The sequence below is a fragment of the Mycobacterium sp. 050134 genome, assembly GCF_036409085.1.
Classification (GTDB): Bacteria; Actinomycetota; Actinomycetes; order Mycobacteriales; family Mycobacteriaceae; genus Mycobacterium.
Map to the genome: position 1 here is coordinate 168,338 of NZ_JAZGLV010000006.1, position 26,250 is coordinate 194,587.

A 26,250-nucleotide genomic window follows, 5' to 3' on the forward strand; every position below is an offset into this window, starting at 1 on the left:
GTGCGGGTTCGCTACCACAGCGCCGGAACCAGGCGGTACCGGACTCTCTTCGAGTACTCCCGGTAGCCCGTCAGCTCCTCGCGGAGCATCTTCTCCTCGTCGCGAATGCGCGAGGCCAGGACGGCCAGGCCGGGCGCGACGAACACGAGGCCCCAGGACGAGCCGAGCGCTAGCGGGATGCCGACCATCATGATCATGTTGCCGGTGTACATCGGGTGCCGCACCAGGCCGTAGAGGCCGGTCGAGACGACGGTCTGGCCCGCCTGCACGCGGACGGTCGCGGCCGCATAGCTGTTCTGGATCATCACCACCGCCACGACGATCAAGCCGACGGCGACAACGACGTCGCCGATCAGGCAAACCGAAGTCGATACCGGTGCCCAGCGGAAGCGATGGTCGAGCACGCTGACCACAACCATCGCCGCCAGTGACAGGTACAACCCCGCGATCACCACCTTCTGCGCGAACCGGCTCTCGGCCGCCGGTCCGCCGCGCATGCGCGCTTGCAGCGCGGCCGGATTATTGCGCAGTAAGTAGATGCTGGGTATCCATGCCGAAACGGCTACCACTGCTAGGAACACCCACGCTTGCCAGTAATTGAACGTCCCGGCCGGAAGAAACAGGATCAATCCGAAGGCGAGCAGCTCGACAAGACCGAAGATCAACATCTTGGGAATGGCGCTCACCGATCCTCCTTCACCCGTGCGCACCGCACGCCAATTACGCAGCATCGACTGCCGACCGTCGCCGGAGGCACAGAGTGAAACTACCGTCGCCCGGCCGCAAATTGTGTGCGAATTTTCATCGCGGCGGCCGGGGACGAATATGGGCCGGGCTCGCGTGATCAACGCCGTCGGTCGAACCGGCACGGGCCCGGGCGGGCCGGACGGGGCCTCGCGGGGGCATTCGCCTGGTTGGGGCGACGCCGCAGCGCTGGGGTGCTAGCGCGAAAGCCCCAGGTCCGCATTCGGTGGCATCGACGGAGCGCTTTTCCTGACGCCGGCGCGGTGGCAGGAAGTGTTGTGCATCAGGTTCTCGATCGCGGCAAGCACCTGGCGGCCCACCGACATCTGATATTCGCGCAGGTATTGCGCCCGGCGCGGGTCGTCCTCCGCGAGGTGATGCGTGAGCGGATGCTGCGTCTTCCAGACCGCATCCTGCGCGGCGGCGCCCACCGCGATCAGAAAGTCTTGCTGATCCATGTTCCCCCGTCCGTGTCAGAAATGAGTTTAAATCTTGTGCCCCGATCATGTGCAAAGACAGCGACCGTTCGCGCATTTATTTGTGATGAACGCTGGCCTATTAGGCACTCATATGAAACATATTTTCAACACCTGTCCAATAAAGGCCGGGCATCGGCTCGCCAGCAAACCCATCTCGCCGCGCCTGCCCGGCGCCACGGCGCCCGGGCACGCCCCGTCGATCTGGTTGTTAGACAGGCTAAGGCGTTCCCGATCGACGGCCGGCGTGGAGCCGGCCGGGCCCGAGTTCAGCAAATTGCTAACCGGCCCGTCCCGCGCTCATAACGTGAGGTTATGTGAGCGCCGGGCGCGCCGCGCCGAAAATGACTCATAAGGTACGTATACGTGAAGTTCTATGTCGGCGCTCCATTGATAATTTAGGTACCATTTATTCGAAAATGCAAAACTGGTGTTTTGTTTGCTGCCGCGCTCTCCGTCGTTTAGTGCGCCGCGCCTGAAGCGGGGGGTTGCTAGCCGAGAAATAGCTTTCCACTGGCTGAATCGTGGCCTCGTCGCCGTGTGGGGCAGCCCGCGCGGCAGGGGAGGCGGGCGGGAAGCGAGGTTTGCTGGCCGCCGTCGCACCGGCCGGCGCGGGCTGCGGAGGAATCTTCCGAATCCTTTGAAAGGCGTAATGGGAACCGTTAGATTCGGATCTCGGACTTGTGGATCGTGACCGTGGTGGGGAGGCGCACGACCCCGAGATAATTTCTTCGGAGGTCAGCGATGTCGTACCTGATCGCGGCGCCGGACATGTTGGCCGCCGCGGCGGCCAACGCGGCGCGGATCGGTTCATCTATCAGCGCGGCAAACTCCGCGGCGACGGCCCAGACCACCCGGGTGGTGGCCGCGGCCGGAGACGAGGTGTCGGCCGCGATTTCGTCGCTGTTCTCCGACTACGCGCGGCAGTTCCAGGCGCTCAGCACCCAGGCGGCGTCGTTCCACGCCCAGTTCGTGCAGGCCCTGAGCGGCGCCGGCGGCGCCTACGCCAGCGCCGAGGCGACCAGCCTTCCGACGTTGCAGTCCGCAACCCAGACGGTGATGAACCAGGTCAACGGGGCCACCGCGGCCGTGCAGCAGCAGGTGCTAAATGTGGTCAACGCGCCGACCCAGCTCGTGTTCGGGGCGCCGCTGGTCGGCAACGGCGCCGACGGCACCGCCGCCAGCCCGAACGGCGGAAACGGTGGCCTGCTGGTGGGCAACGGCGGCAACGGCTGGAACTCGACGGTCGCCGGGGTGGCGGGCGGCAACGGCGGCAACGCCGGCTTCCTCGGCAACGGTGGCGTGGGCGGCAGTGGCGGCCCCGGCGCCGCCGGGGGCAACGGCGGGAACGCGTCGCTGCTGGGTAACGGCGGGGTGGGTGGGCTGGGCGGCATCGGCACGACCTTGTTCAACGCCGGCACCGGCGGAAACGGCGGAAACGGCGGGGCCGGCGGCTTCTTGATCGGTGACGGCGCGGCCGGCGGAAACGGGGGAGCGAGCTCGGTCGGTAACGGCGGCAACGGCGGTCATGGCGGTGGCGCCGGTTACGGCCACCTGGGCGGCCCGACCGACTTCATGGCGCAGCCCGGCAACGGGGGCGCCGGCGGTGACAGCACCAGCGCAAGCGGCACGGGCGGTACGGGCGGAACCGGCGGCTCGGGCATCTTCCTCGCCGGGACCGGCGGCAACGGCGGCGACGGTTTCAACGGCGGTAACGGCGGCACCGGCGGCTCGGTGTTCAACAACGACCTGGGCGGCGTGTTCGCGGTGAACGGCGGCGCCGGAGGCAACGGCGGCGCCGGCTCCCTGCTCGGCGGCCATGGCGGAAACGGGGGCAACGGCGGCAACGCCTTCCTGGGCGGCTACAACTTCCTGCACCCGTTCTATGTAGAGGCCCAGGAAAGCGACAACCTCGTCAACAACTTGTTCGCGGGCATCCTGACGAACTACCTCAACGGGGGCACGGTCACGGGCGGTGCCGGGGGCAACGGCGGACTCGGGCTGATCCCCGGCGGCGGCGGCACCGGGGGCCTGGCCATCAATCTCATGGGCGGAATCGCCATCGATGGTGCCAACGGATTGTGAGGGGCTTCGGGGTGCGATGGTGTGACGGCCGCGGCTGGCGTGTCGGAGGGCGACGATGGCTGTGATTGCAACGCCGACCACGCTGGCGGCGGCGGCGGCGGACCTGTCGGGGTTGGGGGCGTCTATCTCAGTGGCCCAACGGCAGGCGTCGGCGAGCATCACGTCCGTGGCCGCGGCGGCGGGTGACGAGGTGTCCGCAGCGATCGCGTCGTTGTTCTCCGGCGTCGGCCTGCAATTTCAGGCGTTGGGTTCGCAGGCGTCGGCGTTCCACAACAATTTCGTGCAGATGCTCGCCGCGGCGGGCACCTCATACGCCTCCGCCGAGGCGACCAACGTGTCGCCCTTGCAGGACGCGCGGTCCGCGGTCGCGGCGATGGCGACTGCCGCGGACCCGCTCATTGGCAACAACCTGACCAACGTCGGCATCCAGATCAACGAGATCGGCGGCGTCCTGCAGCAGGGCAACCTGATCGAGCTGACGGGCGGGATCATCGGAAACGGCGCCAACGGGACGCCCGAGCACCCGAACGGATACAACGGCGGATGGTTGTTCGGCAACGGCGGCAACGGGGTCAACGGCGGGCACGGGGGCAACGCCGGCTTCTTCGGCAACGGCGGGGCCGGTGCCCCCGGCGGGGCCGGCCAGGCCGGGGGTAACGGCGGGGACGCGCTGCTCATCGGCAACGGTGGGGCGGGCGGGGCCGGCGGCGCCAACGGCCTGCTTGGCGGCGGCAACGGCGGCAATGGTGGCAACGGCGGGTTCCTGCTCGGCAACGGCGGCGCGGGCGGGGTGGGTGGCGCGGCCACGATCGGCAACGGCGGCGCGGGCGGCAACGGCGGCAGCATCAACATCTTCGGTACACCGGGCAACGGCGGCGCCGGCGGCAACAGCTCTGTCGGCTTCGGCGGGGCCGGCGGCAATGGCGGAAACAGCGACGTTGCCGGCGCCATCGGTGGGAACGGCGGAGACGGCTTGCTCGGCGGCGGCAACGGCGGCAACGGCGGGAGCGCATTCGCCGACGGGTTCGGGTTCTCTCTTACCGGTGGAGACGGCGGCCAGGGCGGCAACGGCACCGGTCCGCTCGCGTCGGGCGGTGCCGGTGGTAACGGCGGCGACGCGATCATGGGCAATTTCCCGTTCGGCACCCTGGGGCACGCCACCGGCGGCAACGGCGGAACGGGCGGCAGCGGTGTGGTGAGCGGCGGGGCCGGCGGCCACGGCGGCGACGCCTTCGACTACGCCGGGGGACTGACCACCGGCGGCAACGGTGGAACCGGCGGGGTGGGTACCGGCCTGCTCGGCGTCGGCGGCAACGGCGGCGCCGGTGGCGATGCGTACGCCATCGCCGGGGCGACGGCCATCGCGGGGACCGGTGGGACGGCCGGGCACGGCACGGCGTCCAACGGCCAGGCGGGAGCCAACGGCAGCGACGTCACGGTGTAGCGAAAGGCCTCCGTCGAGGCCGTGGCGCGTTCTCGTAGGCTCTAGGTCCATGAACATCCCCCGCCAGGTACCGGTAGAGGCGTCTCCGCTGGCCTGGCTGGAGGCGGTGGAAAGGCAGCGCCGCGAGGCCGGGCTGCGCCGGTCGCTTCGGCCGCGTCCCGCCGTCGCCACCGAGCTGGACCTGGCGTCGAACGACTACCTCGGCCTGTCCCAGCACCCCGATGTGATCGAGGCCGGTGTCGCCGCGTTGCGGGTCTGGGGCGCCGGCGCCACCGGCTCCCGGCTGGTCACCGGCGACACCGAACTGCACGAGGAGTTCGAGGACGAGCTCGCCGGGTTCGTGGGGGCCGCCTCCGGACTGCTGTTCTCCTCGGGATACACCGCCAACATGGGGGCCGTGGTCGGCCTGTCCGGCCCCGGCTCGCTGCTGGTGTCCGACCAGTACGCGCACGCGTCGCTCATCGACGCCTGCCGGCTGTCGCGGGCCCGCGTGGCCGTCACCCCGCACCGCAACGTCGCGGCGGTCGAAGCCGCCCTGGCTGCCCGCACGGAGGACCGCGCCCTCGTCATCACCGAATCGGTGTTCAGCGCCGACGGCGCGCTCGCGCCCCTGCGGGAGTTGCACGAGGTCTGCCGCCGCCACCGCGCGGTGCTGCTGGTCGACGAGGCGCACGGCCTGGGCGTCCGCGGCGGCGGCCGCGGGCTGCTGCACGAGGCCGGCCTGGCCGGTGCGCCCGACGTGGTGATGACGACGACGCTGTCCAAGGCGCTGGGCAGCCAGGGCGGCGCGGTGCTGGGGCCCGCGGCGGTGCGCGCGCACCTCATCGACGCGGCCCGGACGTTCATCTTCGACACCGGCCTGGCCCCGGCGGCGGTCGGCGCCGCGCGGGCCGCGCTCGGCGTGCTGCGGGCGCAGCCGTGGCGCCCGGACGCGGTGTTGCGCCGGGCCGGCGAGCTGGCCGGGATCTGCGGCGTGGCCGAGGTGCCGCAGTCGGCGGTGGTGTCGGTGATCCTGGGCGACCCGGAGGTGGCCGTGGCCGCCGCCGCCGCGTGCCTGGACGCCGGCGTGAAGGTCGGCTGCTTCCGGCCGCCGACCGTGCCCGCCGGAACCTCGCGGCTGCGCCTGACCGCGCGGGCGTCGCTGGACGACGCCGACGTGGACTTTGCGCGCCGGGTGCTGACGGGCGTGCTGGCGGCGCGGCGTTGACCGTTCTGGTCATTACGGGCACCGGAACCGGGGTCGGCAAGACCATCGTCACCGCGGCGCTGGCCTCGTGCGCCCGTCGGGCCGGCGTCGACGTGGCCGTGTGCAAACCTGTCCAGACTGGCACGGACTCCGGCGATGACGACCTGGCCGAGGTGGGCCGCCTGTCCGGCGTGGCCGACCTGGCCGGTCTCGCCAGGTACCCCGAGCCGATGGCGCCGGCCGCCGCGGCCGAGCGGGCGGGGCTGCCCCTGCCCACCCGCGACGAGCTGCTGCGGCTCATCGAGGGGCTGGACCGCCCGGGGCGGCTGACCTTGGTCGAGGGCGCCGGCGGGCTGCTGGTCGAATTGGGCGCCCGCGGCGTCACCGTGCGTGACCTCGCGGTCGACCTGGGTGCCGCGGCGTTGGTGGTCGCGGGCGCGGGTCTGGGCACCCTCAACCACACCGCGTTGACGCTGGAGGCCCTTGCCGCGCGGGAGGTTTCGTGCGCCGGATTGGTCATCGGGAGTTGGCCGGCGCGCCCCGGGGTGGTGGAGGCCTCGAATCGGTCGGTGCTCGAGCGCCTGGGGACGGTGCGCGCGGCGCTGCCCGCCGGGGCGGCGGCGCTGGGGGCGGAGCGGTTCGCGGCGATGAGCGCGGCGGCGTTCGACCGCGACTGGGTGACCGCGCTGGCGGGCTGATGGTGCACTCAATCGAGTTGCTCTTCGACCCCGGCACCGAGGCGGCGATCCGCCGGATCTGGGATGGCCTGGCCGCCCCCGGTGAGCCGGGCGATTCCATCCGCACACCGCCTGGGCGCCCGCACGTGACCCTCGCCGTCGCCGACCGCATCGCCGACGACGCCGACGCGCTGCTGCGGCCGCTGGCCGCGCGCCTCCCGCTGCCCTGCATCGTCGGCGCCCCGCTGCTGCTCGGGCGGTCCGGCGCGATCCTGGCGAGGCTGCTCGTCCCCACGGCGGCGCTGCTCGACCTGCACGCGCGGGTGCACGACGCCTGCCGCGCGTGGTTGCTGCCCGAGCCGGCGCCCAACAGCCTGCCCGGCCGCTGGACCCCGCACGTCACCCTGGCCCGTCGCGTGGAGGGGCCGGCGCTGGAGCGCGCGCTGCGCGTCGGCGGACGCCCGCCGGAGATCGTGGGCAGCCTCGCCGCGCTGCGGCGCTGGGACGGCGACGCGAAGGTGGACTACCTCATCTAGCCCGAGCGCTCATCTAGCCCGAGCGCCCGTCCTGCCGGGCAGTAGAGCCCGAGCGCCCGGCCAGCCGGGCGCCCGCCGGCAGCTAGCCACCGAAGAGCAGGTACAGGCCGGTGAAGGTGTAGCAGACCATGACCAGCATCATCGTCAGCTGGCCGGTCAGTTGATGGCCGGCCGGCAGCAGGCGCAGCGCCTTGTCGTGCGCTGCGACCACGGCGACGATGTGCCCGACGACGACGCAGCTGACCTTGATCGCCGCCAGCACCGGCGGGTGCGTCGACAGCACGTAGGCCACCTGTTGATGCGCCAGCCCCAGCGGGTTCCACCCCCGGCCCAACGGGTCGGCCAGGCTGATCACGGCCTGCTGCCCGCGCTCGACGAGGTAGGACAGGTAGTGCGCGAAGATGTAGCCGACCACGATCGGGATCAGCGAGTGCGCCAGCCGGCCGGGCAGCGCGCGCCGTTGCTCCCGGTCCACGCCGCCGGTCGCGCGCGCCGCGAGCGAAAACGTCAGCGCCACAACCGAAATGAAGACGATCAGGCCGGCGGTCCGCAGCAGCGACGATGAGACCGCAGGACCGAGGCCGACGACGCGCGACGCGCTGTCGGCGAACCCACGCCAGGTGGGCGACGACGAGAAGCTGTCGAACGCCGTCGACCCGAGCAACACCGCCAGCACCACGACGACGCCGGGTCGCACGGGCAGCGACGGCAGGTGGTCGAGCGGGCTTCCGATGACGATTTCCCCGGTCTCCGGGCTCCGGCGAAACGGGGAGAGGCGGGACACCGCCATGCTGTACACGCCGAAGGGGTCGGCGCGGGCCAGCCACCGCTGCCCGCACAGCCACGCGCCGCCCAGCATCGCCACGGCATAGGCCAGCAGCCACCCGTCGACCAGCGGCAGCGACGCCGAATTCGGGCTGGCCAGCTCCATCCACACGAACGTGAACAGGCCCAGCGCCGCGGGCCGATAGCCCCAGGCCTCGGGGTAGGTGAGGCGGGGCCGCCCGGGCAGGGCGCGCCGGGCCAGCAGGTATCCCGTGCGCATCGGGGAGAGCACCCGCCAGACCGGCCCAACCACCAGCGACAGCGCCACCAGCCCCACCCAGAGCAGCACGTAGAAGACCCCCAGCAGGGCGTTGGTCTGCGACTGCGGCCCCCACACGCCGGCCAGCACCACCCAGACCGCGAACACGAGCGTCACACCGGCCGCCGTCCGGCGGGTCGCGCGGGCGTCGACGAACCGGGTGATCGCGGCAGGCAGCGCCCGGCCGGGCTTGCGCGGGTCGAAGCGCGGCCGCCGCCACGCGAACGCCACCAGCGCGAACGTGAACGTCAGCGCCCACGCCGCGCCGACCATCGCGTACATGTACGGCACCGGGAGATCACCGGAGCCGCCCAGGCCGTGCGCGAGAATTGCCGTCGCGCCGACGGCGCTCACGGCTGGACTTGAATGGTCGCGATCGTACGGTCCAGGTGATGCAGCTCGACCTCGACGTTGCCGGGCACGTCGACGCTGAACTGGAATTTCTGGTCGGGCGCCGCGGCGACCTCGAACTTGTGGTCGGGCACCGAATGCACGTGCAGCTCGTCGGGGGCGTCGCTGGTGACGGTCAGCGTGATGGGCTGGTGCACCTTGGCCTGCAGCGTGGCGTTGGTCGGCGTTACCTGCCCCTTGGCGATGGTGACGGTGACGTCTGGTCCAGCCCCCGGCGAGGGGGTCTGCGATCGGTTCTGGGAGCCGCCGCAGGCGACCAGGCCGCAGGCCAGGGCCGCCACCCACGTCGCGACCAGGGTGTCACGGATCGCCATGGCTCACGCCGCCCGGGGCAGTGGCTGCTTCGGCTCGACCGGCTCGGGCTCGAGCACAGCCCGGTTGAGGCGGCCGGCGCCCCACGTCAGGCCGGCGATCACCACGAGCGTGAAGATCAGCACCAGGATCGAGCCGGCGGTGAACAACCAAGTCGGGGCGCCGAGGTCGCGCTCGCGCTGCAGGATCGTGATCTCCTGCACGAACGGCCGGGTGCTGGACGCCAGGGCGGGCACCTCGGCCGCTGGAATGGCGTCATCGGCCGGCTCGAAGATCGGCACGGCCGTCATCGTGTAGCCGTCCTGGACCCGCAAAAGCGTCTTCCAATCTCCCCAGACGGGCACCGGCTGGGTGGACCGGTAGTGGCCCGGCCCGACCTTCTCGAGGTGGTCGATGATCAGCCCGCGGTGGTTCTCCATGCGGCCCTGCCACGACAGGATGGTCAGCCACTCCGGGTGGTCGCGCACCATGGTGGGCGGCGTGAGTTGGACGTCGGCCGAGACCATCCGCTGCCCGGGGGCGGTGGGCAGTTCCGTCAGGGAGATCGTCGCGGTGTCCTGCTTGGGCACCACGATGTGCAGCCCGTTGGCCACCGCGCCGCCGATCGCCAGCACGGTCAGCGCGACGAGGGAGATGCCGATCTTGCGGTCGGGCAGGCGCTGTCCGGTGAGGACCATGCCCATCATGGCGCCGCAGGCACCGGCCAGCACCGCGGCCGGCACCGCCATCGCCAGCGCCTCACCCCACATGTTCGTGGGCCACGGGTAGTGGTAGACGCTGTCGATCCAGAGCGATTCCAGCCACAGCCCGACGGTGCCGATACCCAGGCCGGCGACCGCGCCGAAGACCATGGGGCGCTTGAACAACGGGGTGAACGCCAGGGCCTCCACGACCAGTGCCGGGCCGAGGTAGAGGGGGAACCAGTTGGTCGGGGCCCCCAGGACGGGCCCGACCATCAGGGCGACGGCGCCGCGCAGCGCGATCGCGAACAGGGCTGCGATGATGGCCGCGCCTCGTCCCATCGTGATGCGGGCCACCACCAGCCCGAGCGAGGCGACCACGGCGATCATCATCGGCTGCAGCACGAGGCGGAACTGCTCGACGCCGAAGTCGTACTCGATCTGATAGACGGACAGGCCGATCAGCAGGCCACCCAGGGACAGGTAGCGCAGGAATCGCACGAAGGGGCGTTCGGCGGGGGGTTCGGGCAGCGCGCGGCCGCCCTCGTACTCGAGCATCAGCACGGAGAACAGCGACAGCCCGGCCCCGCCGATCATCATCAGGTGCGTGGGCCCCCACAGGGTGACGTCCTGGCCGAAGATGCGGTGCCAGATGTCGTCGAGGGGGAAGCCGATAAGCGCGTAGAGCCCGCAGCCGGCCATCAGGACGCCGCCCACGGGCGCGTGCCAGTTCTCGGTGATGCGGACGGATGCCGGGCCGGGATTGTCGTAGGGCAGCACGATCGCCAGCGCTCCCGCGAGGAAGACGCCGAACAGGCCGATGATGATGAAGTAGTGGGCCGGATTGGCCAGGGGGCCGGGGTCGCGGCCGTTGCCGATGTGCCAGCTGACATCCCAGATGAACCCGAACAGGGCACAGATGATGAATGTGGTGAACACCATCACGGGAAGGGCGACCCAGGACGGCCGGTTGAACTTCTCACCCAGCTTGTCGGCGAGGCGGGCCAGCCACTGGATGCCACGGGTGCGGTGCGCGTGTCCCACCCACAGCATGAGCAACGTGACGACCAGCGCGGCGATCGATAGACCGATCACCTGGTTGAGTCCGGCGCCGCGCGCCGATGGCTCCGCAACATACGTGAGCTGAGTCGGTCCCATTTGTCGTACCCCTCCCAACCGTGCCCGTTCGATCCGGGGAGATGTGATCCAGCTTGCAGGAACCGGAATGCCCGGATTGAGGTCCGATCAATCAAGTTAGTTTTCGGGCGCGCCGGTTCGCTGGTCCGACTCGCCCGGTTTGCCACCGGAATCGGGCGGTGCCCCGTCCTCGGGCTGGTCGACGGTCCGCAAAACCGGCGGACGCCGGCCGCCCCGGCGATCACGCAACGCGACGTAGAGGATCACGGCGACGACGATGATCGCCGGCAGGAACGCGGGGATCGCCAGCAGGATCATGTGATGCGCCACGATCGTGACGTGTGGGTCGATCAACGGATCACGCACTGTGCTGGCATACCCCCAATGACCCCTTGTTGAGCGGCCGTTACCCTACTTTGAACCGTTTTATTCAGGCGCCACGACTCAGGTGGCGGGTGCGGCTGCGTGCCGACGGACAAAGAGGCAGGGGAATACCTGGTGACTCAAGCGGCAACTCGACCCACGACCGGCGCCGACGACACGGACATCCTGGCCGAAGCCCGGCAGCAGGTCCTCGAGCGCGGTGAGGGGCTGAGCCGGGAGCAGATACTGCAGGTACTGCACTTGCCCGACGACCGCCTCGACGAGCTGCTGGCGCTGGCCCACGAGGTGCGGATGCGCTGGTGCGGGCCCGAGGTGGAGGTCGAGGGCATCATCAGCCTCAAGACCGGCGGTTGCCCCGAGGACTGCCACTTCTGCTCCCAGTCCGGGCTGTTCGCCTCGCCGGTGCGCAGCGCCCGGCTGGACATCCCGAGCCTGGTGGAGGCCGCCAAGCAGACCGCCAAGTCGGGCGCCACGGAGTTCTGCATCGTCGCCGCCGTGCGCGGCCCCGACGAGCGGCTGATGGCCCAGGTGGCCGCCGGCATCGAGGCCATCCGCAACGAGGTCGAGATCAACGTGGCCTGCTCGCTGGGGATGCTCACTGCCGAACAGGTGGAGCGGCTCGCCGCGATGGGCGTGCACCGCTACAACCACAACCTGGAGACCGCGCGCTCGTTCTTCACCAACGTCGTCACGACCCACACCTGGGAAGAGCGCTGGGACACGCTGTCGATGGTGCGTGACGCCGGCATGGAGGTCTGCTGTGGCGGCATCCTCGGCATGGGGGAGACGCTGGAGCAGCGCGCCGAATTCGCGGCGGAGCTGGCCGAGCTCGGCCCGGACGAGGTGCCGCTCAACTTCCTCAATCCGCGGCCCGGGACGCCGTTCGGCGACCTCGAGGTCATGCCGGCCACCGAGGCGCTGAAGTCGGTGGCCGCCTTCCGGCTCGCGTTGCCGCGGACCATCCTGCGCTTTGCCGGGGGCCGCGAGATCACGCTGGGTGACCTCGGCGCGAAGCAGGGCATGCTCGGCGGCATCAACGCCGTGATCGTCGGCAACTACCTGACCACGCTCGGCCGGCCCGCCGAGGCCGACCTGGGGTTGCTCGACGACCTACAGATGCCGATCAAGGCCCTCAACGCCACCCTCTAAGAGACTGGGAACCGTGGGTCACGACTTGGGCGCTGCGGTCAGCGCCGGTGTGTACAACGTCTACACCGGGGAACTGGGGGGAACGGCGATGCCCACGGCCGCCCAGCTGGGCCTGGAGCCGCCCCGGTTCTGCGCGCAGTGCGGGCGCCGGATGGTGGTGCAGGTCCGGCCCGACGGGTGGCACGCGCAATGCTCGCGGCACGGCCAGGTCGATTCGGCCGATCTCGAGGCGCGGCGATGACCGCACAGCCGACTCCGCCGGCCCGGGTGACCGGCGCGCCGCGGGCCCGCGCGATCCTGCTCGCCGGCCTCGGCCTGTCGGTGGTCGGCGCACTGCTCGGCGGGGTGTGGGCGTGGATCGCACCGCCCATCCACGCGGTGGTGGCCATCACCCGCGCCGGCGAGCGCGTTCACGACTACCTGGGCAACGAGTCCGAGCACTTCTTCGACGCGCCCTGCCTGATGCTCGGCTTGCTGACTGTGCTGGCGGTGGTGGGGGCGGTCCTGGTGTGGCAGTGGCGCGATCACCGCGGGCCGGGCATGGTTGTCGGCCTGTCGGTCGGGATGCTGGTCGCGGCGGCGGCCGCCTCGGCGGTCGGGGCCGTGCTGGTCCGGCTGGGCTACGGGGCCCTGGACGTCGATGCGGTTCCGCTGGTGGGCAAACCCGCGGTGGCCTACGTCATCGAGGCGCCGCCGGTGTTCTTCTCCGACCAGCCGCTGCAGGCGGCGGCGACCCTGGGCTGGCCGGTCGCCATCGCAGCCCTGGTCTACGCCGTGCTGGCGGCCTCGGACGTGCGCGACGACCTGGGTGCCCTTCCGGCGCACGTCACGCCCGGGCCCATTGAGCCCGAAGCGGCCGTCTCATAGCGGTCGGCGGTGGATGCTCCGGCCGGTGATGACCTTGGCCGCAATCTTGGCCAGCCGCGCCATGCCGACGTAGGTCATCGGGTTGAACATCGTTGGCCAGGTCGTCCTGATCAGGTGCTCGGTCAGCGGGCGGCGGTCGAACCGGTCGGTCAGCCAGCGCAGGGTCATCGGGGCGGACAGCGGGTGCAGGAGCATGTGCTCGTTGAAGGCGTCCCGGTGGTAGGTCACCCTGGCGCCCCCGGCGGAATAGGCGTCGGCGAGCTCGTCGATGTCGTCGACGCTGATCAGGTAGTCATGCACAGCCTGCACGATCAGCACCGGCGGCGTCGGCACCGCGGCGCCGAGCTTGATGTGGTCGAAGACGTAGGTCACCTCGGGCGTTGACAGGATGTCGTCGAGCGGCTCGTCGAGGTAGTCGCCCATGTCCTTGCCGGCCATCCGCACGACCGCCTCCACGGTCGTCATGTCCTCCAGCGACTCGAGCAGGGCGCGGCCCTCCTCGTTGGTGTGCTCCCTGATGACCCGGTCCAGGTCGGGGTAGGCGTGCGCGAGCGCCGCCACCACCAGGGCGGGCAGGCCCGCCAGGAAGCTGCCGTTGAGGCGGCGGAACGTGTGGCCGAGGTCGCCCACGGGCGAACCCAGCACCGCGCCGACGATGTCCAGCTCGGGCGCGTACGCGCCGCACATCTCCGCCGCCCAGGCGCTGGCCAGGCCGCCGCCGGAGTAGCCCCACAGCCCGATGGGCGCCGACGGGGACAGGCCGAGCCGTTCGGAGCCCAGCGCCGCGCGGATCCCGTCGAGCGTGCGGTAGCCCGGTTCGTAGGGAGCACCCCACATGCCCCGCAGGCCCTCGTGGTCGGGCACCGACACGGCCCACCCCTCGGCGACCGCGGCGGCGATCAGCAGCAGCTCCAATTGGCCCACGGACCCGAGCGCCTTCGCCCGCCTCCGCAGCGCGTACGACGGGAAACAGCGCGACGACATGGCGTCGATCGCGCATTGGTACGACAGCAGCGGGCAGGGGCGTTCCGGGGCCAGCTCCGCCGGCACGATGACCGTGGTGACGGTCGCCTCGGGTTCGCCGTTCATGTCCATCGTCCGGTAGAGCAGCTGCACCGCCTTGACGGGCTGCGGGATCAGGCCCAAGAACGCCAGCTCGACGTCGCGCGACCGCAGGACCGTGCCCGGCTCGGCGTGCTGGTAGCCGAGCGGTGGCTGGTAGAACGGGTCGTCGGAGGGCAGCAGCGGGCGCACCTTGCGTTGCAGCTCCTCATGCGGCGGCTGACCGATCCACTGCGCGCCGCGGTTGTCCGCCAGATTGCCGAGCTCGACCATTGAGGCTCCCTTCAGGGCCAACCGGCATTCTCGCGCATGAACGGGTGGTAGCCAAAACGTAATCGCCGTGCTGTGAGCTACTTCCTGGGGGCGGCGCGCAGGCCGGACCCGTCATCGGAGGGCGTTTTTCCGGTCCTCTCAGGGCTGGCCGGGCGGCCGGAGCGCGGCGAATTCGTCGGTGACCCGCAGCAGCGAGTCGGTGAAGTGGTACAGCGCGGCGGGCCGGCCGCCGCTGCGCCCGGACTGGGCGACGGTGCCCGTCGGCGAGATCACCCCGCGGCGCGCCAGCACCCGTTGCAGGTTTGTCGCGTCGACTTGATAGCCCAACGCGGCGCCGTAGATGTCACGCAGCGTCGAGAGTGCGAATTCCCTTGGCGCCAAGGCGAACCCGAGGTTGGTGTAGGACAGTTTGGCGACCAGCCGGGCGCGCGCATGGGCCACCATGGTGCCGTGGTCGAACGCCATGGGCGGCAGCGAATTGACCGGATGCCAGCGGGTGTCCGGGGGCAGCTCGGGCGTGGCGGGGGAGGGCACGAGCCCGAGGAAGGTCGAGGCGATCGTCCGCGAGCCCGGCACCCGGTGCGGGTCGGAGAAGACCGCCAGTTGCTCGAGGTGGGCCAACTCTTTGAGATCCACCTTTTCGGCCAATTGGCGCAGCACCGACGTGGTCATGTCCTCGTCAGTGCGCAGCCGCCCGCCCGGCAGCGCCCAGGAACCCTCCTGCGGTTCCTGGGCACGTTGCCATAGCAGGACGTTCAGCTGCGGTTTCTGTGCTCTGGGGCCGGGCGTCACCTGGCGGACCTGAAACACCACCGCAAGCACCTCGTGTTCAGTGCTAGTATGGCGCATGTTTTCGATTATAAGTCGAAAACCTCTCGGGCTGAAAGGAGCCGCCGTGACGGTTATCAATCGCATGGACCTGCTCGCCGAAGACATGATGGCCGACGTCACCAATTCGCCCACCGGCTACGCCGGCGTCGAGGCGGACGAGCAGTGGGCCGCCGAGATCCGCCGCCTGGCGGAACTGCGCGGCGCCACCGTGCTCGCCCACAACTACCAGCTGCCCGCCATCCAGGACGTCGCCGACCACGTCGGGGACTCGCTGGCCCTGTCGCGGATCGCGGCGGAGGCGCCCGAGGACACGATCGTGTTCTGCGGCGTGCACTTCATGGCCGAGACCGCCAAGATTCTCAGCCCGGACAAGACCGTGCTCATCCCGGACCAGCGCGCCGGCTGCTCGCTGGCCGATTCGATCGACGCCGACGAGCTGCGCGCCTGGAAGAACGAACACCCCGGCGCGGTCGTCGTCTCCTACGTCAACACCACGGCGGCGGTGAAGGCGCTCACCGACGTCTGCTGCACGTCGTCCAACGCCGTCGATGTGGTCAATTCCATCGACCCCGACCGCGAGGTGCTGTTCTGCCCGGACCAGTTCCTGGGCGCCCACGTCCGCCGCGTGACCGGCCGCACCAATCTGCACGTGTGGGCCGGCGAGTGCCACGTGCACGCGGGGATCAACGGCGATGAGCTCGCCGACCAGGCCCGGGCAAACCCCGATGCCGAACTGTTCGTCCACCCCGAATGCGGTTGTGCCACTTCGGCTTTATACCTCGCCGGCGAGGGCGCCTTTCCGCCGGACCGGGTCAAGATCCTGTCCACCGGCGGCATGCTCGACGCGGCGCACTCCACCCACGCCCGCAAGGTGCTGGTCGCCACCGAGGTCGGCATGCTGCACCAGTTGCGCCGGGCCGCACCGCAAGTCGACTTCCAGGCGGTCAACGACCGGGCGTCGTGCAAGTTCATGAAGATGATCACGCCCGCGGCGCTGCTGCGTTGCCTGGTCGAGGGCGCCGACGAGGTGCACGTCGACCCCGACGTCGCCGCGGCGGGCCGGCGCAGCGTGCAGCGCATGATCGCGATCGGGCAGCCGGGCGGCGGCGAATGATGGCCCGCACCGACTGGACTGACAGCGCCGACGTCGTCGTCATCGGCACCGGCGTGGCCGGGCTGGCCGCCGCGCTGGCCGCGCATCGCGCCGGCAGCAGCGTCGTCGTCCTGTCCAAGGCCGACCGCCGGTACGGGGTGACGGCGACCCACTACGCGCAGGGCGGCATCGCGGTCGTCCTGCCCGGCAACGACGACTCGGTCGACGCGCACGTCTCCGACACCCTGACCGCGGGAGCGGGCCTGTGCGACCCCGACGCCGTCTACTCGATCGTCGCCGACGGCCACCGCGCCGTGTCCGAGCTGGTCGGGGTCGGCGCGCGATTCGATGAGACCGGTGCGGGCCAGTGGTCGCTTTCGCGGGAGGGCGGTCATTCCCGGCGGCGGATCGTGCACGCCGGGGGCGACGCCACCGGTGCGGAGGTGCAGCGGGCGCTCGATCACGCCGCCGCCACGCTCGACATCCGCACGAACCACGTGGCGCTGCGGGTACTGCACGACGGCGCGGCCGTGACCGGCGTGGCCGTCGCTAACCCGGACGGCATCGGCGTCATCAGCGCACCCACGGTCATCCTGGCCTCCGGCGGCCTCGGGCACCTCTACGGCGCGACCACGAATCCCGAGGGCTCCACCGGCGACGGCATCGCGTTGGCCCTGTGGGCCGGCGTCGCGGTGAGCGACCTGGAGTTCATCCAGTTTCACCCGACGATGCTGTTCGCGGGCCGCGCCGGGGGACGCCGGCCGTTGGTCACCGAGGCCATCCGCGGTGAGGGCGCGACCCTGCTGGACCGGCAGGGCAATTCCGTCACCGCCGGTGTTCACCCGATGGGTGACCTGGCGCCGCGCGACGTGGTCGCGGCGGCCATCGACGCGCGCCTGCGGGCCACCGGCGACCCGTGCGTCTTCCTCGACGCGCGTGGCATCGCCGGCTTCGAGAACCGCTTCCCGACCGTCACCGCCGCGTGCCGCGCGGCGGGCGTCGACCCGGTCCGCCAGCCCATCCCGGTCGTTCCCGGAGCGCACTACAGCTGCGGCGGCGTGGTTACCGACGTGTCCGGCCAGACCGAGTTGCCCGGGCTGTTCGCGGCGGGTGAGGTGGCCCGCACCGGCATGCACGGCGCCAACCGGCTGGCCTCCAACAGCCTGCTGGAGGGCCTGGTCGTCGGCGGGCGGGCCGGAAAGGCGGCGGCCGCCCACGCCGAGGCCGCCGGGCGCGTCCGCGCGGTGCCTTGCGAGCCCGTTACCTATGCGGCACCCCCGCGCGCCGACCTGCAGCGCGCGATGAGCCGCGACGCCTCGGTGGTGCGCGAGGCCGCCGGGCTCAGCCGCCTGTGCGAGATGCTGTCCCGGGCGCCGGACCGCACGATCGCGAGCCGGCGCGATTTCGAGGACGTCGCGCTGGCGTTGGCCGCGCGCGCGGTGGCCGCGGCGGCCCTGGGCCGGACCGAGAGCCGGGGCTGCCACCACCGCGGCGAGTTCGACCAGCCCGCTCCCGACCAGGCCCGCAGCAGCGTGCTGCGGCTCGCCGACGACCGGGGTTGCGTGCTCGTGGAGGCCTTGGCGGCGGTGGGCTGACGCGTGTTCTCCGAAGCTGAACGCGACGCCGCGTTGGACACCATCCGTCGCGGCCTCGCCGAAGACCTGCGCTACGGGCCGGACGTCACGACGCTCGCGACGGTGCCCGACGGCGCGGTGGCGACTGCATCGATGGTGCCCCGGGAACCCGGCGCGATCGCCGGGGTGGACATCGCTCTGCTGGTGCTGGACGAGGTCCTCACCGTCGACGGGTATCAGGTGCTGCATCGGGTCGAGGACGGCGCCCGGCTGCAGCCGGGCGCGCCGCTGTTGACGGTGGCCGCCCAGACCCGCGGCCTGCTGACGGCCGAGCGGACCATGCTCAATTTGGTGTGCCACCTGTCGGGGATCGCCACCTCGACCGCGGCGTGGGTCGACGCCGTGCGGGGCACCAAGGCCAAGATTCGCGACACCCGCAAGACCCTGCCCGGCCTGCGCGTGTTGCAGAAATACGCGGTGCGGGTGGGCGGCGGCGTCAACCACCGGCTGGGCCTCGGCGACGCGGCGCTGATCAAGGACAACCACGTCGCCGCCGCGGGTTCGGTGGTCGACGCGCTGCGCGCCGTGCGCGACGCGGCGCCGGATCTGCCGTGTGAGGTGGAGGTCGACTCCCTCGAGCAGCTTGACGAGGTGCTGGCCGAAAAGCCCGAACTGGTGCTGCTGGACAACTTCCCCGTGTGGCAGACGCAGATCGCGGTGCAGCGCCGCGACACCCGGGCCCCCGCCGTGCTGCTCGAGTCGTCCGGCGGGCTCAGTCTCGAGACGGCGGCGGCCTACGCCGCGACCGGGGTCGACTACCTGGCCGTCGGCGCGCTGACGCATTCCGTGCGCGCGCTCGACATCGGCCTGGACATGTAGCTCGTCGGCCCCGCTGGCATCGGGCGTCGGGTGTGAATCGTGGGCGTCGATTTCGCCGAATCTTCGCCCTGAGTGCACGCTCGACGGCGGCCCGCTGAGCTCGGGCCGTCGAAAATTGTCGAGTGTGCATTGTGGGCGTTGGGTGTGCGTCCTGGGCGGCCGAAATCGCCGAATGCCCGTCCTCAGTGCACACTCAACGCCCTGAGTGCACACTCGACGCCCTGAGTGCACACTCGACGCTCTGAGTGCACACTCGACGCTCTGAGTGCACGTTCGACGCCGACCCGCTGAGCTCGGGCCGTCGAAAATTGTCGAGTGTGCATTGTGGGCGTTGGGTGTGCGTCCTGGGCGGTCGAAATCGCCGAATGCCCGCCCCCAGTGCACACTCAACGCCCTCAGTGCACACTCAACGGCAGCCCCTCAGGCGATATCGCCGACGAAGATCCCGATCCGGCGCAGCTGCATGCGAGCCAGCCGTGGCAGCTTCTCCGCCTCGGCGCCGTCACTGCCCGCCGGCAGCACCCGCGGGTTGGTGATGTGCACCACGCGATTGCGGCTGTACTGCACGTCGGCCTCGCCGGCGGCCAGCACGTTCTTGACCCAGTTGGTCTTGCCGTGGCCCAGCGCGATCGCCAGGACGTTGCCCTTGCGATACGGGGTGATGACGGTCTCGTAGGGCGTGCCGGAGGTTCGACCACGGTGCTTGATGGTCGCAGTCCCCGGCATGAACCGGGCGATCGGCTTGATCGCCGGGTTGATGTACTTAATCTGAATGCGCTCGAACCAAGGTGGGAACACCATCGGGACGCCGGGTGCGTTGTTGGGGTGATCCTTCGCGGACATGACGGCTCCCTCTCCAAAGCGGGGTGTGGGCCTGCTCACCGGCACTGTACCGGTCGGATAAGTACTTGAGCTGCTCTGGGAGAATGGGGAACGTGAACACCAGCCAACCGTCACCGATCGCCCGCATCGACCTGCGGGGCGCGGACTTGACGGCCGCCCGATTGCGGGCGGCGCTGCCGCGTGGCGGTGCCGACGTGGAGAGCGTCCTGCCCAAGGTGCGGCCCATCGTCGAGGCCGTCGCGGAACGCGGGGCCGACGCCGCGCTGGAATTCGGGGCGTCCTTCGACGGCGTGCGACCGCCGACCGTCCGCGTGCCCGAAGCGGCCCTCGAAGCGGCGCTGGACGACCTCGACGCCGACGTCTCCGAGGCGCTGCAGGTGATGATCGAACGGGCCCGCGCGGTGCACGCCGACCAGCGACGCGCCGACGTGACGACCACGCTGGGCCCCGGCGCCACGGTGACCGAACGGTGGGTGCCGGTCGAGCGGGTGGGGTTGTACGTGCCCGGGGGCAACGCCGTGTACCCGTCGAGCGTGGTCATGAACGTGGTGCCGGCCCAGGTAGCCGGTGTCGGCTCGCTGGTGGTCGCAAGCCCGCCGCAGGCGCGCTACGACGGGTGGCCGCACCCGACGATCCTGGCCGCCGCCCGCCTCCTGGGCGTCGACGAGGTGTGGGCCGTCGGCGGCGCCCAGGCGGTGGCCCTCCTGGTCTACGGCGGCACCGACCTCGACGGCGCGAACCTCGAGCCGGTCGACATGATCACCGGCCCCGGCAACATCTATGTCACCGCCGCCAAGAGGCTGTGCCGCTCGCGGGTCGGCATCGACGCGGAGGCCGGGCCGACGGAGATCGCCATCCTGGCCGACCACACCGCCGACCCGGCCCATGTCGCCGCCGACCTGATCAGCCAGGCCGAGCACGACGAGATGGCCGGCAGTGTGCTGGTCACCCCGAGCGAGCACCTGGCCGCCGCCACGGACGCCGAAGTGGCAGCGCAGCTGGAGACGACCAAACACCGCGAGCGCGTCACCGCGGCCCTCGGCGGACGCCAGTCGGCGATCATCCTGGTCGACGACCTGGACGCCGGGATCAAGGTGGTCAACGCCTACGCCGCCGAGCACTTGGAGATCCAGACCGCGGACGCGCCCGAGGTCGCCGGCCGAATCCGCTCGGCCGGAGCCATTTTCGTCGGACCGTACTCGCCGGTGAGCCTCGGCGACTACTGCGCCGGTTCCAACCACGTGCTGCCAACCGGCGGTTCCGCCCGGCACTCCAGCGGCCTATCGGTGCAGACGTTCCTGCGTGGCATCCACGTCGTCGACTACACCGAGGCCGCGCTGAAGGACGTTTCCGGCCATGTCATTTCGCTGTCGAAGGCCGAAGACCTGCCGGCGCACGGCGAGGCGATCCGGCGGAGGTTCGAACGATGAGCGGCGCCGGACAGCCCACCCTCGACGACCTGCCGCTGCGCGATGACCTGCGGGGCAAGACCCCTTACGGCGCACCGCAATTGGCGGTGCCGGTGCGGCTGAACACCAACGAGAACCCGCATCCCCCGAGCGCGGCGCTGGTCGAGGATGTGGTCCGCGCGGTGGGCGAGGCGGCGGTCGAGCTGCACCGCTACCCCGACCGCGATGCGGTCGCGCTGCGCGCCGACCTGGCCGCCTACCTCACCGCCCAGACCGGAACCCCCCTGAACGTCGAAAACGTCTGGGCCGCAAACGGTTCAAACGAAATATTGCAGCAACTGCTGCAGGCCTTCGGCGGGCCGGGCCGCACCGCGATCGGTTTCGTCCCGTCCTACTCGATGCACCCGATCATCTCCGACGCCACGCGCACCGAGTGGCTGCAGGCCGGCCGCGCCGACGACTTCAGCCTCGATGTCGACGCCGCCATCGCCGCCATCACCGACCGCCGCCCCGACGTCGTCTTCCTCGCCAGCCCCAACAATCCGTCGGGGCAAAGCATCCCGCTGCCGGACCTGCGGCGGTTGCTCGACGTGGTCCCGGGCATCGTGATCGTCGACGAGGCCTACGGCGAGTTCTCCTCGCAGCCCAGCGCGGTGGCGCTGGTGGAGCAATACCCGGCCAAGCTGATCGTCACCCGCACGATGAGCAAGGCTTTCGCCTTCGCTGGCGGCCGGCTCGGCTACCTGGTCGCCACGCCGGCGGTGATCGATGCGATGCTACTGGTGCGGCTGCCGTATCACCTGTCGTCGGTCACCCAGGCCGCGGCCCGCGCCGCGCTGCGGCACGCCGACGACACGCTGGGCAGCGTCGCAAAACTGATCGACGAGCGGGAGCGCGTCACGAAAGCGTTGAGCGGGATGGGTTTTCGGGTGATCCCAAGCGACGCCAACTTCGTGCTGTTCGGGGAGTTCGCCGACGCGCCGGCCGCCTGGCAGCGTTACCTGGACGCCGGCATTCTGATCCGCGACGTCGATATCCCCGGCTACCTGCGCGCCACCACGGGATTAAGCGACGAGAACGACGCGTTCCTCAAGGCCAGCGCCCGGATCGCGGCCACCGAACTGGCCCCCGCCACCGCCGTAGGAGCATCGTGACAGCCATCGAGACCCAGAAAGCGGCCCGCCGCGCGCGGATCGAGAGGACGACGCGCGAGTCCGACATCGTCATCGATCTCGACCTGGACGGCACGGGGCGGGTGGATGTGGACACCGGCGTGCCGTTCTACGACCACATGCTCACGGCGCTGGGCAGCCACGCCAGTTTCGACCTCACCGTGCGTACCAAGGGCGACGTCGAGATCGAGGGACACCACACCATCGAGGACACCGCCATCGCGCTCGGCCAGGCGCTGGGGCAGGCCCTGGGCGACAAGAAGGGCATCCGCCGCTTCGGCGATGCGTTCATCCCCATGGACGAGACCCTGGCCCACGCCGCGGTCGACGTCTCCGGTCGGCCCTACTGCGTGCACACGGGGGAGCCGGATCACCTGCAGCACACCACGATTGCCGGCAGCTCCGTGCCCTATCACACCGTGATCAACCGGCACGTGTTCGAGTCGCTGGCCGCCAATGCCCGGATCGCGCTGCACGTTCGCGTGCTCTATGGGCGCGATCCGCACCACGTCACCGAAGCCCAATACAAGGCCGTCGCCCGGGCTTTGCGCCAGGCCGTCGAGCCAGATCCCCGGGTGTCGGGCGTGCCGTCCACCAAAGGTGTTCTGTGACGAAATCAATTGTGGTGCTCGACTACGGTTCGGGCAACCTACGGTCGGCGCAACGCGCCCTGGAACGGGTGGGTGCGTCGGTCGAAGTGACCGCTGACGCGGGAGCGGCGGCCGCCGCCGACGGGCTGGTGGTTCCGGGTGTCGGCGCATACGAGGCCTGCATGACCGGGCTGCGGAAGATCGGGGGCGACCGCATCATCGCCGACCGCGTCGCCGCGGGCCGTCCGGTCCTGGGGGTGTGCGTCGGGATGCAGATCTTGTTCGCGCGCGGCGTCGAATTCGGCGTGGAGACGACCGGCTGCGGGCAGTGGCCCGGGGCCGTCACCCGGTTGGACGCACCCGTGATCCCGCACATGGGTTGGAACGTGGTCAAGGCGGGGTCGGGCACGGTTTTGTTCAAGGGACTGGACGAGGACACCCGGTTCTACTTCGTGCATTCCTATGCCGCGCAGCGCTGGGAGGGATCACCGGCGGCGGTGCTCACCTGGGCCACCCATCACGTGCCGTTCCTGGCCGCCGTCGAGGAGGGACCGTTGTCTGCCACCCAGTTCCACCCCGAAAAGAGCGGGGACGCCGGGGCGGTCGTGCTGAGCAACTGGGTGGAGGGACTGTAATGCCATTGATTCTCTTGCCGGCCGTCGACGTGGTCGACGGGCGGGCCGTGCGCCTGGTGCAGGGCAAGGCCGGCAGCGAGACGGAGTACGGGACGGCGCTGGACGCCGCCCTGGGCTGGCAGCGCGACGGGGCCGAATGGATTCACCTCGTCGACCTCGACGCCGCCTTCGGTCGCGGCTCCAACCGCGAACTGCTTGCCGAGGTGGTCGGCAAGCTCGACGTGCGGATCGAGCTCTCCGGCGGCGTCCGCGACGACGAGTCGCTGACGGCGGCGCTGGCGACGGGCTGCGCCCGGGTCAACCTCGGGACGGCCGCCCTGGAGAACCCGCTGTGGTGCGCGCGGGTGATCAGCGAACATGGCGACAGGGTCGCTGTCGGCCTGGACGTCCAGATCGACCCGACCCACCCCGAAGGCCAGCACCGGCTGCGCGGCCGCGGCTGGGAGACCGATGGCGGTGACCTCTGGGAGGTGCTGGAACGCCTTGACCGCGAAGGGTGTTCGCGATTCGTGGTCACCGACGTTACCAAGGACGGCACGCTGGGCGGTCCCAATCTCGACTTGCTCGCCGGAGTCGCCGAGCGCACCGAGGCGCCGGTTATCGCGTCCGGCGGCGTGTCCAGCCTGGACGACCTGCGTGCGATCGCCACGCTCACCGACCGCGGGGTCGAGGGGGCCATCGTGGGCAAGGCCCTCTACGCCGGGCGGTTCACCCTGCCGCAGGCCCTGGCCGCGGTGCAGGAGTGAGCGGCGCGATGGACCTGGACGCGCTTGTCGAGAAGGCGTCGGCGATCCTCGACGAGGCGACCGAGCCCTTCCTCGCCGGCCACCGGGCCGAGTCGGCGGTGCAGAAGAAGGGCAACGACTTCGCGACCGACGTCGACCTGGCGATCGAGCGGCAGGTCGTCGCCGCCCTCACCGACACCACTGGGATCGGCGTGCACGGCGAGGAATACGGCGGCGAAGACGTCGACGCCGAGTGGGTGTGGGTGCTCGACCCGGTCGACGGCACGTTCAACTACGCGGCGGGATCGCCGATGGCCGGAATCCTGCTGGGGCTGCTCCACGACGGAGAGCCAGTGGCGGGCCTGACCTGGCTGCCCTTCACCGGTCAGCGCTACACCGCGATCGCCGGCGGGCCCTTGGTGAAGAATGGCAGGCCCCAACAACCGCTGGGCCGGGTCGAACTGGCCGACGCCCTCATCGGCGCCGGCTCGTTCAGCGCGGACGCCCGGGGCCGGTTCCCCGGGCGCTACCGGATCGCGGTGCTGGAGAACCTCAGCCGGGTCTCGTCGCGGCTGAGGATGCACGGTTCCACCGGGCTGGATCTCGCCTACGTCGCCGATGGGGTCCTCGGTGGCTCGATCAGTTTCGGCGGCCACGTGTGGGACCACGCGGCCGGCGTGGCGCTGGTGCGGGCGGCGGGCGGGGTCGTCACCGACGTCCGCGGTGAACCGTGGACCCCCGCGTCGGATTCCGCGCTGGCGGCGGAGCCACACGCGCACGCTGCGATTCTCGAAATCCTGCGCGGCACGGGCGAACCGGGAGACTACTGACGATGTACGCGAGTAACGGCCTCGCGGTGCGGGTGATTCCCTGCCTGGACGTCGACGCCGGCCGGGTGGTCAAGGGCGTCAACTTCGAAAACCTCCGCGACGCGGGAGATCCCGTCGAGCTGGCCGCCGCCTACGACGCCGAGGGGGCCGACGAGCTGACGTTCCTCGACGTCACCGCCTCGTCGTCGGAACGCGGCACCATGCTGGACGTGGTGCGCCGCACCGCCGAGCAGGTTTTCATCCCGCTGACCGTGGGCGGGGGCGTGCGCACGGTGGGCGACGTCGACACCCTGCTGCGCGCGGGGGCCGACAAGGTGTCGGTCAACACCGCCGCGATCGCGCGCCCCGACTTGCTGGCCGAGATGGCGCGGCAGTTCGGGTCGCAGTGCATCGTGTTGTCCGTCGACGCCCGCACGGTGCCCGCCGGCTCGGCCCCGACCCCGTCGGGCTGGGAGGTCACCACCCACGGCGGCCGGCGCGGCACGGGAATCGATGCCGTCGAGTGGGCGGTGCGGGGCGCCGAGCTCGGGGTGGGGGAGATCCTGCTCAATTCGATGGACGCCGACGGAACGAAGGCCGGCTTCGACCTGGCGATGTTGCGGGCGGTGCGTGCCGCGGTCACGGTGCCGGTAATCGCCAGCGGGGGCGCGGGTGCGGCGGCGCACTTCGCGCCCGCCGTCGCCGCCGGCGCCGATGCGGTGTTGGCGGCCAGCGTCTTTCACTTCCGTGAGCTGACCATCGGCCAGGTGAAGGCAGCGATGGCGGCCGAGGGGATCGCCGTGCGATGACGCTCGACCCACGAATCGCGGCACGGCTCAAGCGCAATGCGGACGGGCTATTCACCGCCGTTGTGCAGGAGCGGGGCAGCGGTGACGTGCTGATGGTCGCGTGGATGGACGACGATGCGCTGGCCCGGACGCTGGAAACCCGTGAGGGGACCTACTATTCGCGGTCGCGCGGCGAGCAGTGGGTGAAGGGCGCGACGTCCGGCCACACGCAGCGGGTCCACTCGGTGCGGCTGGACTGCGACGGCGACGCGGTGCTGCTGGTTGTCGACCAGGTCGGCGGCGCCTGCCACACCGGCGATCACAGCTGTTTCGACGCCGACGTGTTGCTGGGGCCCGAGCGCTAGCCCGGCGCCCCGCCGAAGCCCGCATGAGCA

At 70.8% G+C, this 26,250-nt stretch carries 28 protein-coding genes; 19 read left to right on the forward strand and 9 right to left on the reverse strand.

The window, feature by feature from the left end:
* Positions 1–11: 11 nt before the first annotated feature.
* Both SKC42_RS09255 and SKC42_RS09260 read right to left on the reverse strand, forming a co-directional pair.
* Entirely contained in the window at positions 12–668 is a 657-nt protein-coding gene (locus SKC42_RS09255) for a methyltransferase family protein (protein ID WP_442932067.1), read from the reverse strand.
* Between the two features lie 273 nt (positions 669–941).
* Positions 942–1,202 (reverse strand): hypothetical protein, encoded by a 261-nt coding sequence (locus SKC42_RS09260; protein ID WP_330964004.1) that lies wholly within the window; start codon positions 1,200–1,202, stop codon positions 942–944.
* 762 nt (positions 1,203–1,964) lie between these two features.
* On the opposite strand from SKC42_RS09260, the gene SKC42_RS09265 reads away from it, so the two are divergent.
* Genes SKC42_RS09265 through SKC42_RS09285 form a run of 5 tightly spaced genes read left to right on the forward strand, consistent with a single transcriptional unit; the run spans position 1,965 to position 7,148 of the window.
* Positions 1,965–3,305 (forward strand): PE family protein, encoded by a 1,341-nt coding sequence (locus tag SKC42_RS09265; protein WP_330964005.1) that lies wholly within the window; start codon positions 1,965–1,967, stop codon positions 3,303–3,305.
* Between the two features lie 55 nt (positions 3,306–3,360).
* Positions 3,361–4,749, forward strand: a complete 1,389-nt coding sequence (locus tag SKC42_RS09270) for a PE family protein (protein ID WP_330964006.1) — start codon at positions 3,361–3,363, stop codon at positions 4,747–4,749.
* Between the two features lie 49 nt (positions 4,750–4,798).
* Positions 4,799–5,956, forward strand: a complete 1,158-nt coding sequence (locus tag SKC42_RS09275; RefSeq protein ID WP_330964007.1) for an 8-amino-7-oxononanoate synthase — start codon at positions 4,799–4,801, stop codon at positions 5,954–5,956.
* Positions 5,953–6,633, forward strand: a complete 681-nt coding sequence (gene bioD, locus SKC42_RS09280; RefSeq protein ID WP_330964008.1) for a dethiobiotin synthase — start codon at positions 5,953–5,955, stop codon at positions 6,631–6,633. The genes SKC42_RS09275 and bioD overlap by 4 nt, the downstream gene beginning before the upstream one ends.
* Complete coding sequence (locus SKC42_RS09285) at positions 6,633–7,148, forward strand: 2'-5' RNA ligase family protein (protein WP_330964009.1); 516 nt, start codon at positions 6,633–6,635, stop codon at positions 7,146–7,148. The genes bioD and SKC42_RS09285 overlap by 1 nt, the downstream gene beginning before the upstream one ends.
* An 82-nt stretch (positions 7,149–7,230) precedes the next feature.
* Here SKC42_RS09285 and SKC42_RS09290 read toward each other — a convergent pair whose 3' ends face one another.
* From SKC42_RS09290 to SKC42_RS09305, 4 genes are all read right to left on the reverse strand, one after another.
* Complete coding sequence (locus SKC42_RS09290; RefSeq protein ID WP_442932063.1) at positions 7,231–8,586, reverse strand: hypothetical protein; 1,356 nt, start codon at positions 8,584–8,586, stop codon at positions 7,231–7,233.
* Positions 8,583–8,957: a hypothetical protein gene (locus SKC42_RS09295; protein WP_330964010.1), complete on the reverse strand. Its 375-nt coding sequence runs from the start codon at positions 8,955–8,957 to the stop codon at positions 8,583–8,585. Before SKC42_RS09295 ends, SKC42_RS09290 begins: the two co-directional genes overlap by 4 nt.
* 3 nt (positions 8,958–8,960) lie before the next feature.
* Positions 8,961–10,793, reverse strand: coding sequence for a hypothetical protein (locus tag SKC42_RS09300; protein WP_330964011.1), 1,833 nt, complete (start codon positions 10,791–10,793; stop codon positions 8,961–8,963).
* A gap of 96 nt (positions 10,794–10,889) precedes the next feature.
* Positions 10,890–11,090: a hypothetical protein gene (locus tag SKC42_RS09305; RefSeq protein ID WP_330964086.1), complete on the reverse strand. Its 201-nt coding sequence runs from the start codon at positions 11,088–11,090 to the stop codon at positions 10,890–10,892.
* 180 nt (positions 11,091–11,270) lie between these two features.
* Between SKC42_RS09305 and bioB the strand changes: the two genes are divergently transcribed.
* The 3 genes from bioB to SKC42_RS09320 are packed head-to-tail and all read left to right on the forward strand — an operon-like array spanning position 11,271 to position 13,172.
* Positions 11,271–12,305 carry a biotin synthase BioB gene (gene bioB / locus SKC42_RS09310; protein ID WP_330964012.1) on the forward strand — a complete coding sequence of 345 codons (1,035 nt, stop codon included), beginning with the start codon at positions 11,271–11,273 and terminating at the stop codon, positions 12,303–12,305.
* Between the two features lie 4 nt (positions 12,306–12,309).
* On the forward strand, positions 12,310–12,546 hold the full coding sequence (bsaP, locus tag SKC42_RS09315; protein WP_330964087.1) for a biotin synthase auxiliary protein BsaP: 237 nt from the start codon (positions 12,310–12,312) through the stop codon (positions 12,544–12,546).
* Entirely contained in the window at positions 12,543–13,172 is a 630-nt protein-coding gene (locus SKC42_RS09320; RefSeq protein WP_330964013.1) for a DUF2567 domain-containing protein, read from the forward strand. The genes bsaP and SKC42_RS09320 overlap by 4 nt, the downstream gene beginning before the upstream one ends.
* Here SKC42_RS09320 and SKC42_RS09325 read toward each other — a convergent pair.
* Together SKC42_RS09325 and SKC42_RS09330 are read right to left on the reverse strand one after the other, a co-directional pair.
* Complete coding sequence (locus SKC42_RS09325; protein WP_330964014.1) at positions 13,167–14,507, reverse strand: lipase family protein; 1,341 nt, start codon at positions 14,505–14,507, stop codon at positions 13,167–13,169. The two genes, SKC42_RS09320 and SKC42_RS09325, sit on opposite strands and share 6 nt — an antisense overlap.
* A gap of 138 nt (positions 14,508–14,645) precedes the next feature.
* Positions 14,646–15,356 carry an NUDIX hydrolase gene (locus SKC42_RS09330; protein WP_330964015.1) on the reverse strand — a complete coding sequence of 237 codons (711 nt, stop codon included), beginning with the start codon at positions 15,354–15,356 and terminating at the stop codon, positions 14,646–14,648.
* 46 nt (positions 15,357–15,402) lie between these two features.
* Here SKC42_RS09330 and nadA point away from each other — a divergent pair, with 46 nt between their 5' ends.
* The 3 genes from nadA to nadC are packed head-to-tail and all read left to right on the forward strand — an operon-like array spanning position 15,403 to position 18,884.
* Positions 15,403–16,452, forward strand: coding sequence for a quinolinate synthase NadA (gene nadA / locus SKC42_RS09335; RefSeq protein ID WP_442932066.1), 1,050 nt, complete (start codon positions 15,403–15,405; stop codon positions 16,450–16,452).
* Positions 16,449–18,026 (forward strand): L-aspartate oxidase, encoded by a 1,578-nt coding sequence (locus SKC42_RS09340; RefSeq protein WP_330964016.1) that lies wholly within the window; start codon positions 16,449–16,451, stop codon positions 18,024–18,026. Before nadA ends, SKC42_RS09340 begins: the two co-directional genes overlap by 4 nt.
* 3 nt (positions 18,027–18,029) lie before the next feature.
* Entirely contained in the window at positions 18,030–18,884 is an 855-nt protein-coding gene (nadC, locus tag SKC42_RS09345) for a carboxylating nicotinate-nucleotide diphosphorylase (RefSeq protein WP_330964017.1), read from the forward strand.
* Between the two features lie 420 nt (positions 18,885–19,304).
* On the opposite strand, the gene SKC42_RS09350 is transcribed toward nadC, so the two are convergent.
* The gene (locus tag SKC42_RS09350; protein ID WP_330964018.1) at positions 19,305–19,727 is read right to left on the reverse strand and encodes a nitroreductase family deazaflavin-dependent oxidoreductase; all 423 of its coding nucleotides are present in this window, start codon (positions 19,725–19,727) and stop codon (positions 19,305–19,307) included.
* Between the two features lie 83 nt (positions 19,728–19,810).
* Here SKC42_RS09350 and hisD point away from each other — a divergent pair, with 83 nt between their 5' ends.
* Genes hisD through hisI form a run of 8 tightly spaced genes read left to right on the forward strand, consistent with a single transcriptional unit; the run spans position 19,811 to position 26,220 of the window.
* On the forward strand, positions 19,811–21,157 hold the full coding sequence (gene hisD / locus SKC42_RS09355) for a histidinol dehydrogenase (protein ID WP_330964019.1): 1,347 nt from the start codon (positions 19,811–19,813) through the stop codon (positions 21,155–21,157).
* A complete protein-coding gene (locus SKC42_RS09360) occupies positions 21,154–22,290 on the forward strand; it encodes a histidinol-phosphate transaminase (protein WP_330964020.1) in 1,137 nt (378 codons plus the stop codon). Before hisD ends, SKC42_RS09360 begins: the two co-directional genes overlap by 4 nt.
* Positions 22,287–22,919 carry an imidazoleglycerol-phosphate dehydratase HisB gene (gene hisB, locus SKC42_RS09365; RefSeq protein WP_330964021.1) on the forward strand — a complete coding sequence of 211 codons (633 nt, stop codon included), beginning with the start codon at positions 22,287–22,289 and terminating at the stop codon, positions 22,917–22,919. The genes SKC42_RS09360 and hisB overlap by 4 nt, the downstream gene beginning before the upstream one ends.
* On the forward strand, positions 22,916–23,533 hold the full coding sequence (gene hisH, locus SKC42_RS09370; RefSeq protein WP_330964022.1) for an imidazole glycerol phosphate synthase subunit HisH: 618 nt from the start codon (positions 22,916–22,918) through the stop codon (positions 23,531–23,533). The genes hisB and hisH overlap by 4 nt, the downstream gene beginning before the upstream one ends.
* Positions 23,533–24,279, forward strand: a complete 747-nt coding sequence (priA, locus tag SKC42_RS09375; RefSeq protein WP_330964023.1) for a bifunctional 1-(5-phosphoribosyl)-5-((5-phosphoribosylamino)methylideneamino)imidazole-4-carboxamide isomerase/phosphoribosylanthranilate isomerase PriA — start codon at positions 23,533–23,535, stop codon at positions 24,277–24,279. The genes hisH and priA overlap by 1 nt, the downstream gene beginning before the upstream one ends.
* Positions 24,280–24,287: 8 nt before the next feature.
* Positions 24,288–25,088: an inositol monophosphatase family protein gene (locus SKC42_RS09380; RefSeq protein ID WP_330964089.1), complete on the forward strand. Its 801-nt coding sequence runs from the start codon at positions 24,288–24,290 to the stop codon at positions 25,086–25,088.
* A 2-nt stretch (positions 25,089–25,090) separates the two neighbouring features.
* On the forward strand, positions 25,091–25,876 hold the full coding sequence (gene hisF / locus SKC42_RS09385) for an imidazole glycerol phosphate synthase subunit HisF (protein ID WP_330964024.1): 786 nt from the start codon (positions 25,091–25,093) through the stop codon (positions 25,874–25,876).
* Positions 25,873–26,220 (forward strand): phosphoribosyl-AMP cyclohydrolase, encoded by a 348-nt coding sequence (gene hisI, locus SKC42_RS09390; protein ID WP_330964025.1) that lies wholly within the window; start codon positions 25,873–25,875, stop codon positions 26,218–26,220. Before hisF ends, hisI begins: the two co-directional genes overlap by 4 nt.
* Positions 26,221–26,250: the final 30 nt, after the last annotated feature.